This window comes from Phenylobacterium sp., assembly GCF_037189685.1.
In the GTDB taxonomy this organism is placed as follows: Bacteria; Pseudomonadota; Alphaproteobacteria; order Caulobacterales; family Caulobacteraceae; genus Phenylobacterium.
Window position 1 is genome coordinate 41,213 of record NZ_JBBCIT010000042.1, and the last position, 7,835, is coordinate 49,047.

General features: G+C 66.5%; 6 protein-coding genes. 2 read left to right on the forward strand and 4 right to left on the reverse strand.

Going from position 1 to position 7,835, the window contains the following annotated elements; genetic code table 11:
• Nucleotides 1-123 precede the first annotated feature (123 nt).
• On the forward strand, nt 124-603 hold the full coding sequence (locus tag WG212_RS21210) for a GNAT family N-acetyltransferase (RefSeq protein ID WP_337189109.1): 480 nt from the start codon (nt 124-126) through the stop codon (nt 601-603).
• 135 nt (nt 604-738) lie between these two features.
• On the opposite strand, the gene WG212_RS21215 is transcribed toward WG212_RS21210, so the two are convergent.
• From WG212_RS21215 to WG212_RS21230, 4 genes are read right to left on the reverse strand one after another with little or no spacing between them, the layout of a single operon-like run.
• The gene (locus WG212_RS21215; RefSeq protein WP_337189110.1) at nt 739-2,601 is read right to left on the reverse strand and encodes an adenylate/guanylate cyclase domain-containing protein; all 1,863 of its coding nucleotides are present in this window, start codon (nt 2,599-2,601) and stop codon (nt 739-741) included.
• A 3-nt stretch (nt 2,602-2,604) separates the two neighbouring features.
• A complete protein-coding gene (locus tag WG212_RS21220; RefSeq protein ID WP_337189111.1) occupies nt 2,605-3,438 on the reverse strand; it encodes a phosphodiesterase in 834 nt (277 codons plus the stop codon).
• 52 nt (nt 3,439-3,490) lie between these two features.
• Nucleotides 3,491-4,927: an aldehyde dehydrogenase family protein gene (locus WG212_RS21225; RefSeq protein WP_337189112.1), complete on the reverse strand. Its 1,437-nt coding sequence runs from the start codon at nt 4,925-4,927 to the stop codon at nt 3,491-3,493.
• Nucleotides 4,928-4,952: 25 nt separating this feature from the next.
• The gene (locus tag WG212_RS21230; protein ID WP_337189113.1) at nt 4,953-6,602 is read right to left on the reverse strand and encodes an acetolactate synthase large subunit; all 1,650 of its coding nucleotides are present in this window, start codon (nt 6,600-6,602) and stop codon (nt 4,953-4,955) included.
• Between the two features lie 176 nt (nt 6,603-6,778).
• On the opposite strand from WG212_RS21230, the gene gdhA reads away from it, so the two are divergent.
• Nucleotides 6,779-7,835: NADP-specific glutamate dehydrogenase (gene gdhA / locus WG212_RS21235; protein ID WP_337189114.1), on the forward strand; the 1,057-nt coding region annotated here is incomplete at its 3' end.

Sequence of the window (7,835 nt, forward strand, 5' to 3'; positions counted from 1 at the left end):
ATCGGGCTCGGCTGGTGGCGTCGTGGAGACGGTTGACGCGCCCATCTTCGATGGCTTGAGGTCCGCCTGGAGATGACTCACCCGTCCACAGGCCTCTCGATCCGCCCGTTGGCGCTCGCAGACATGGCGGACATGCTCCGGATCGAGGCCGAAGCCTATCCGCCGTCTCTCCGCGAGGGCGAGGCGATGTTCGCCAGTCGTCTCAAGCTCTCGGGCTCGTATTGCCTGGCGGCGACACGCGGCGGCCAGCTCGTCGCCTATCTGGTCGCCCACGGATGGCTCGCCCAGGCGCCGCCGGCTCTGGGCTCGGTCCTGGCCGACGCCGCCAGCGAGGTCCTGTACATCCAGGATCTGGCCGTCTCGTCTGCGGGGCGTGGCTTGAAGATCGGGGAAAAGCTGGTGTCGCACGCCTTCGAGCGTGCGGCGCGCGACGGCCTCCCGACGGCGGAACTGATCGCCGTCGAGGGTGCGGGGCGCTACTGGCGCTCACTCGGGTTCCGCGAGGAGCCCGTCTCGCAGGCTCTCGCCGGGAAGGTCGCCTCCTATGGGGCCGACGCGCGGTGGATGAGCCGGAAGATCGGGCAAGGTCCGGACGAGGCATGAGAGGCCGAGAACGCTTTGCCGCTCCCGCACGCCTTGTGCGGCCCCGGTCCGGCCGGATTCCCGCCACGTCGTCCTGGCCGGCGGGTCTGCAAGGATGTCCGCTTGCGCCGTCGCAAGCCTCCAGGTGGGCGCCGGTCACCCCTCGCCGGTCGGGGTGGTGTAGGCCGGGATCGGCACGGGCACGCCCTTCAGGTCGATCTCGCCGACGGTCTCGATGGGGATGTCGTTCTTCGCCAGCTTGAGGGTGTCGGAACTGAAGAGGATGCGGGTGCCGAAGGTCTTGTTGGCGGCCTCCAGACGTGCGGCGATCACCACCACCTCGCCATAGGCCGTGTAGTTGAACCGGCGTTCGCCGCCGAAATTGCCCACCAGGCCCACGCCCGAGGACAGCCCCATGCGGGTGTAGCCGAACCGGATGCCCCGCGCGATCATCCGCTCGCGGATCTCCAGGGCGTAGACGTCGATCTCGCGGGCGCAGGCGATGGCGCGGTCGGCGTGGTCGTCGGACGGCACGGGGGCGCCGAAGATCGCGATGATGCCGTCGCCGGTCATCTTGTCGATCATGGCCTCATGCTTCCACAGGATGTCGATCACCCCGTCGAAGTACTCGTTGATGACCTCGGAGAAGGTCTCGAGCGGCAGGCTGGCCACCAGGTTCGAGAAGTTCTCCAGGTCCGAGATCATGACGGTGATCTCGCGCTCCTCGGCGCCGATCTTCACCTGCTCCTGGCCGTCAACCATCCGGTCGATCACCTGAGGCGCGAGATAGCGTTCGAGGGTGGAGGAGTAGAAGGCCCGCTGGGTCTGAAGCTCGGCGGCCGCCAGCCGGCTGAGCACGAAGAAGCCGAAGGCGAAGCTGAGCGACGGCGCCGTCATCGGGATCATCATCGCGGCGTAGTTGTAGAGCCCGAACGCCAGGGCCGCGCCGCCCACGATGGCCAGCAGCACGATGCCGACCGAGATCCACCACCTCTGGGTGGAGCGGCCGAGGAGGGCGCCCCCGAGAGCGGCCGCGAGGACGATCAGCGCGTCCAGGACATGTCCCGGCGTACGCACCCGGTCGCCCGCCAGCATCTGCGACAGGGCGTGGACATGCACCTCGACACCCGGCGTGCCGTCATAGTGGCCGCGCAGGAAGCGCAGGGGCGTGGTGTGCATGTCTTCCTTGAGGGTGTCGGAATCGGCCGACGCCGACCGCGTCACGCGGCCGATGAAGGCGATCTTGTCCTTGAAGAAGGCCTCGGGAAGGAAGGAGACGAAGGCGGCGGAATAGGCCGGGGCGATGGCGCCGGTGTTCTCGGCCGACACCTTGGGATCGGGGCGCCGGTAGCGGATGGCGAAATCACCCTTCGGCGGCTTTAGACCCGCGCCGACCACGCCGGTCTGGGTGGCGAGGGCCAGGTTGTGGCCCGGATGTGGATCGTATCGGCGAACGACGTCGTCGTAGTCCACGCGCATCAGCGCGCGCGCGTCGGCGTAATGGAGCTTTGGCGCCACCGGGAAGTCGACGCCCGGCTTGAGCTGCGGGTCCACCGCCGCCACGATCGGCGCTGTCGTGCCGGCGATCGTCTCCTGGAAGGCCGCGAACTCCTCGGGGGAATCCCAGGTGTCGAGGAGGTAGTCGACGGCGATCGCCTTCACGCCCTTGGAATCGAGGGCGGCCAGGAGTTCCCCCAGCCAGACCTTGTCGATCGGCGACAGGCAGTGGCAGGGCGAGGCTTCGCGCATGGCGTTCAGCGCCTCGTCGTCCACCTTGATGATCACGAAATCGGGCTGGGCCGGTGGCGCGCCCATCGCCAGCCGCAGGTCGTAGGTCAGGTTCTCGACGAACCGGATCGGCGTGGTGCGGTTCAGGCCGAGCGCCGCGGCGGCGGCGAGGACCGAGACGATCAGGACGACGGCGACGTCCGCGAGCCCCTTGCCGCTGCGCTCGCGCAGCGCCTGGACGGCCCCGAGCAGGCCGCCGATCAGGCCCCGGCGCTTGCCCGAGACCGCCATCGGTCAGGCCAGCTTCCGGAAGGGGAAGTTGTAGGTCACGGCCGGCGTATAGTCACCCGCCTGGCAGATGTGAGTGGTCAGGCTGCCGTGCTGGCACATCAGCAGCGCGAAGGCCGGCGGCTCCTCGACCAGGATTTCGCGGCCGTCCGGCACATGCACGTCGACCTCGGTGAGGTCGAGCGTGAGCTGGATCGAGGTGGCCGGCGCCGCCGACAGCACATGGCCGGCGAACACGCCGTTGAACGCCCGGTGGATGTGGCCGCACATGATCGTCTGCACCTGGTCGCGGCCCTTGAGCACGCTGGCGAGCCGACCGATCCAGGGCGAATCCGGATCGGGATCCATCCACTGGATTCCGCTGGGGATCGGCGGGTGATGGAGGATGACGGCGGTCGGCTTGTCGGGTTCGGCGTCCAGGGTGGCGGCCAGCCACGCCGCGCGATCTGCGCAGTATTCCCCGTCGTTGGGGCCGTCCAGGGTGTCGCAGACCACCAGCCGCATGGGGCCGAAATCGACGGCGTACTGGACGAAGCCGTTCGGGTCTGTCTGGGCGCCCGGTCCGCCGAAGACCGACAGGAAGGCTTCGCGATTGTCGTGGTTTCCGACGGCGTAGTAGATCGGAATCTCGCAGTCGGACATCAGGCGCTGCAGTTCGAGATATTCTTCGGGCTCGCCGCGATCGACCAGGTCGCCGCTCGCGACAATGGCCACGGGTCGCGGCCGCAGTTCGTGGATCGTCCGCATCACCTGACGAAGGCGCTCCTCGTTCCGCTGTTGATTCAGCGGATCCTTCCCCGTCGTGACGTGGAGGTCGGTGATCTGTGCGATCGTCAACACCAAGCCGCCTCCCCAAGCAGCGCACGCATCGTCCCGTGGTAAGTACGCAAGCTCAGCGGCGACGGATGACGAGATTGCGAATTTCCGTCATGTCCTCCATCGCGAAGCGTACGCCCTCGCGGCCCAGGCCGGAATCCTTCACCCCGCCATACGGCATGTTGTCGACCCGATAGCTGGGCACGTCGCCGATCACGACTCCTCCCACGTCGAGATGGTCCCATGCTTCGAGCATCTTGTAGAGATCGCGCGTGAAGACGCCCGTCTGGAGGCCGAACTTGGAATCGTTGACCTCGGCGATCGCGTCCTTGAAGTCGGTGAACCTGGACAGGATCGCCACCGGTCCGAAGGCTTCCTCGGCATAGAGCGCCGCCGTGCGGTCGACCCCCTCCAGCAGCGTGGCCTCCAGCATCGCGCCGTCGCGCTTGCCGCCGCAGAGCAGCGCAGCGCCGCCGCCCACGGCCTCCTGGATCCAGCCGTCGAGGCGGCGCGCCTCCTTCTCGTCGATCATCGGACCGACGAACGTGGCCTCCTCGCGCGGGTCTCCGGCGATCAGGGTCCGGGTCCTGGCCACCAGGCGGTCCTTGAGCTCATCGTAGATGTCGGCGTGGATGATGATCCGCTGCACGCCGATGCACGACTGGCCCGACTGGTAGAAGGCGCCGAAGATGATCCGCTCGACGGCGTCGTCCAGGTCGGCGTCGGCGTCGACGATGACCGCGGCGTTGCCGCCCAGTTCCAGCACCACCTTCTTCTTGCCGGCCTTGGCCTTCAGGTCCCAGCCGACGCCCGGTGAGCCGGTGAACGACAGCAGCTTGAGCCGTTCGTCGGTGGTGAACAGGTCGGCGCCGTCGCGCTGGGCCGGCAGGATCGAGAAGGCGCCCTTCGGCAGGTCGGTCTCGGCCAGGACCTCGCCGATGATGATGGCGCCCAGCGGCGTGCGCGAGGCCGGCTTCATCACGAACGGGCAGCCGACGGCCAGCGCCGGGGCGATCTTGTGCGCCGCCAGGTTGAGCGGGAAGTTGAACGGGCTGATGAACGAGCAGGGGCCGATCGGCACGCGCTTCCACATGCCCTGGTAGCCCTTGGCGCGCGGGCTGATGTCCAGCGGCTGGACCTCGCCCGTCATCCGCACGCTCTCTTCGGCGGCGATGCGGAAGGTGTCGATCAGCCGCGAGACCTCGCCGCGGGCGTCCCGGATCGGTTTGCCCGCCTCGATGCAGAGCGCATGGGCCAGTTCGTCGAACCGTTCCTGGAAGCGTTTGACGCAGTGGGCCAGCACCTCCTGGCGCGCATAGGCTGGCATCCGGGCCATCGGCTCGGCCGCCTCCACCGTCGCGGCGATGCCGGCGTCGATGGTCCGCGCGTCGGCCAGGGCCACCCGGGTGGCCACCTTGCCGGTGTATTTGTCCGTCACCTCGAGGTCGAGGTTCGGGGTCTGGGCCTCGTTGGCGAGATAGAGCGGATACGAGTCCCTGAGGGCGGCCGCCATGTGCTTCGTCCTTCCTCGGCCGCGTTCAGAGCGCCGCGCTCAGTTCCTTGATCTGACGGTTCAGGATGAGGTCGTTGTCCGAGTAGTCGACGGGGCAGTCGATGAGGTTCACCCCCGGCGTGTTCAGGCACTGCTTCAGCAGCTCGGGCAGATGCGAGGCGCTCTCGACCCGGTAGCCGTTGGCGCCGTAGCTCTTGGCGTACTCCACGAAGTCCGGGTTGCCATAGGTCAGGCCCCAGTCCTTGAAGCCCATGTTGGCCTGCTTCCAGCGGATCATGCCGTAGCTGTTGTCGTTCAGGATCAGGACGGTGATGTTGAGTTTCAGCCGGACCGCCGTCTCCATCTCCTGGCTGTTCATCATGAAGCCGCCGTCGCCGCAGATCGCCATGACCTTGCGGTCCGGATAGACCATGTTGGAGGCCATGGCCGAGGGCAGGCCCGCGCCCATCGTGGCCAGGGCGTTGTCGAGCAGCACGGTGTTGGGCGCCCGCGCCGGATAGTTCCGGGCGAACCAGATCTTGTAGACCCCGTTGTCGAGACAGATGATGCCGTCGGACGGCATCGCGTCGCGGATCTGCTTCACCAGATACTGCGGATAGATCGGGAAGCGCATGTCGTTTTCGTACTTGGCGGCATGCTCGGCTTCGGCGGCGTGGGCCGACAGCATGGCCGAAAAGTCCCAGTTCGACGACGGCAGGATGTCTTCCTTGAGCTGCCAGATGGCGTTGCCGATGTCGCCGATCACCTCGTACTGCGGGAAGTAGACCGGATCGACCTCGGCCGAGCGGAAGTTGATGTGGATCACCTCGGCGCCGCCGCGCTGCATGAAGAACGGCGGCTTCTCGATCACGTCGTGGCCGATGTTGATGATCAGGTCGGCCGCGCCGATCGCGCGGTGGACGAAGTCACCGGCCGACAGGGCGGCGCAGCCCACGAACTTCGGGTTGGTCTCGTCCACCACGCCCTTGCCGAGCTGGGTGGAGACGAAGGGGATGCCGGTCTTCGCGATGAACTGGGTCAGCATCCGGCTGGTCATGGTGCGGTTGGCGCCCGCGCCGATGACCAGGATGGGCGACTTGGCCTGTTCGATCCGCTTGGCGGCCGCGCGAACGGCCTTTTCGTCGGCCACGGGGCGGCGGGCGTTGCTCTTGGGCAGGGGGGTGGAGTCGGTGTGCTCGTCGGCGATGTCCTCGGGGAACTCGAGGTGGACGGCGCCCGGTTTCTCCTCCTGCGCGAGGCGGAAGGCCTCGCGGATGCGGCTGGGGATGTTGTCGGCGCTGGCGAGCTGATGCGTGTACTTCGTGATCGGCTTCATCATGTCGACCACGTCGAGGATCTGGAACCGGCCCTGCTTGGACTTCTTGATGGGCTTCTGGCCGGTGATCATCATCATCGGCATGCCGCCGAGCTGGGCGTAGGCCGAGGCGGTGACGAAGTTCGTGGCCCCCGGGCCCAGGGTGGCGACGCAGACGCCCGCCTTGCCGGTGTGGCGTCCGAAGGTGGCGGCCATGAAACCCGCGCCCTGTTCGTGGCGCGTCAGGATCAGCTTGATCTTCGTGGAACGGGACAGGCTGTCCAGGAAGTCCAGATTCTCCTCGCCCGGAACACCGAAGACGTATTCGACGCCTTCTTCCTCGAGGCACTGGACAAACAGATCAGAAGCCTTGGTCGACATATCACAATCCCCCATCCCACCCGCGAGTTGTCGCAAATTCCAGCGCGTTGTGAAGGGCGAAAGCGCGCAACCTCAGTTGCGTCCGCAATTGCCCCTGGCCCGTACCGGATTCGCAGCTAAGGTTTCGCCCGGCAGGCGAGTGCGGGGCCTGATCTGCAGGCAATGGGGGACAGGAAATGGCGGTAAGCGATCACGTCGATCTGGGCGGCTTCATCGAAGGGGTGAAGCGGCGAAACCCGGGTCAGCCCGAGTTCGTCCAGGCGGTCCAGGAAGTGGCCGAGGACATCTTCGATTTCATCCAGGACAAGGAGCAGTACCACAAGGCCCAGATCCTGCGCCGGATCGCCGAACCCGACCGGGTGATCAGCTTCCGCGTGTGCTGGGAAGACGACAAGGGCAACATCCGGGTCCAGCGGGCCTGGCGGGTGCAGAACAACAACGCCATCGGGCCCTACAAGGGCGGGATCCGGTTCCATCCCTCGGTGACGGAAAGCGTGCTGAAGTTCTTGGCGTTCGAGCAGACGTTCAAGAACGCCTTGACCGGCCTGCCGATGGGCGGCGGCAAGGGCGGCTCGAACTTCAACCCCAAGGGCAAGTCCGACAACGAGGTCATGCGCTTCTGCCAGAGCCTGATGGTCGAACTCTACCGGCACGTGGGCGCCGACGTGGACGTCCCGGCGGGCGACATCGGCGTGGGCGGCCGCGAGATCGGCTTCATGTTCGGTCAATACAAGCGCCTGACGAACAGATACGAAGCGGGCGTGCTGACGGGGAAGGGTCTCGTGTACGGAGGCTCGCGCGCGCGCAAGGAAGCCACCGGCTACGGCGCGGTGTATTTCGTGGAATGCATGCTGGCGACAAATGTGCTTTCGCTGAGCGGCCAGAAAGCGGTCGTTTCCGGTTCCGGCAATGTCGCGATCTACACGATGGATAAGCTGCGTCAGTTGGGGGCGACAATCGTCGCGTGCTCCGATTCGAACGGCTACATCGTGGACGAGAAGGGCATCGACATCGACCTCGTGAAAGAGATCAAGGAAGTGGGTCGTGAGCGCATTTCCGAATATGCGCGTTTGAAAGGCCAGGGCGCGCGCCACATCCCGGAAGGCTCGGTGTGGAGCGTGCCTTGCGACATCGCGATGCCGTCCGCGACGCAAAATGAGCTGACGGGAAAAGACGCCCGCGAACTGATCAAGAATGGCGTCAAAGCGGTGGGCGAGGGCGCCAACATGCCCT

Excerpts from the sequence above, each read along its gene's own strand:
- WG212_RS21230 (WP_337189113.1), bottom strand. The coding sequence starts at position 6,602 with ATGTCGACCAAGGCTTCTGATCTGTTTGTCCAGTGCCTCGAGGAAGAA.
- WG212_RS21225 (WP_337189112.1), bottom strand. The coding sequence starts at position 4,927 with ATGGCGGCCGCCCTCAGGGACTCGTATCCGCTCTATCTCGCCAACGAG.
- WG212_RS21215 (WP_337189110.1), bottom strand. The coding sequence starts at position 2,601 with ATGGCGGTCTCGGGCAAGCGCCGGGGCCTGATCGGCGGCCTGCTCGGG.
- WG212_RS21210 (WP_337189109.1), top strand. The coding sequence starts at position 124 with ATGGCGGACATGCTCCGGATCGAGGCCGAAGCCTATCCGCCGTCTCTC.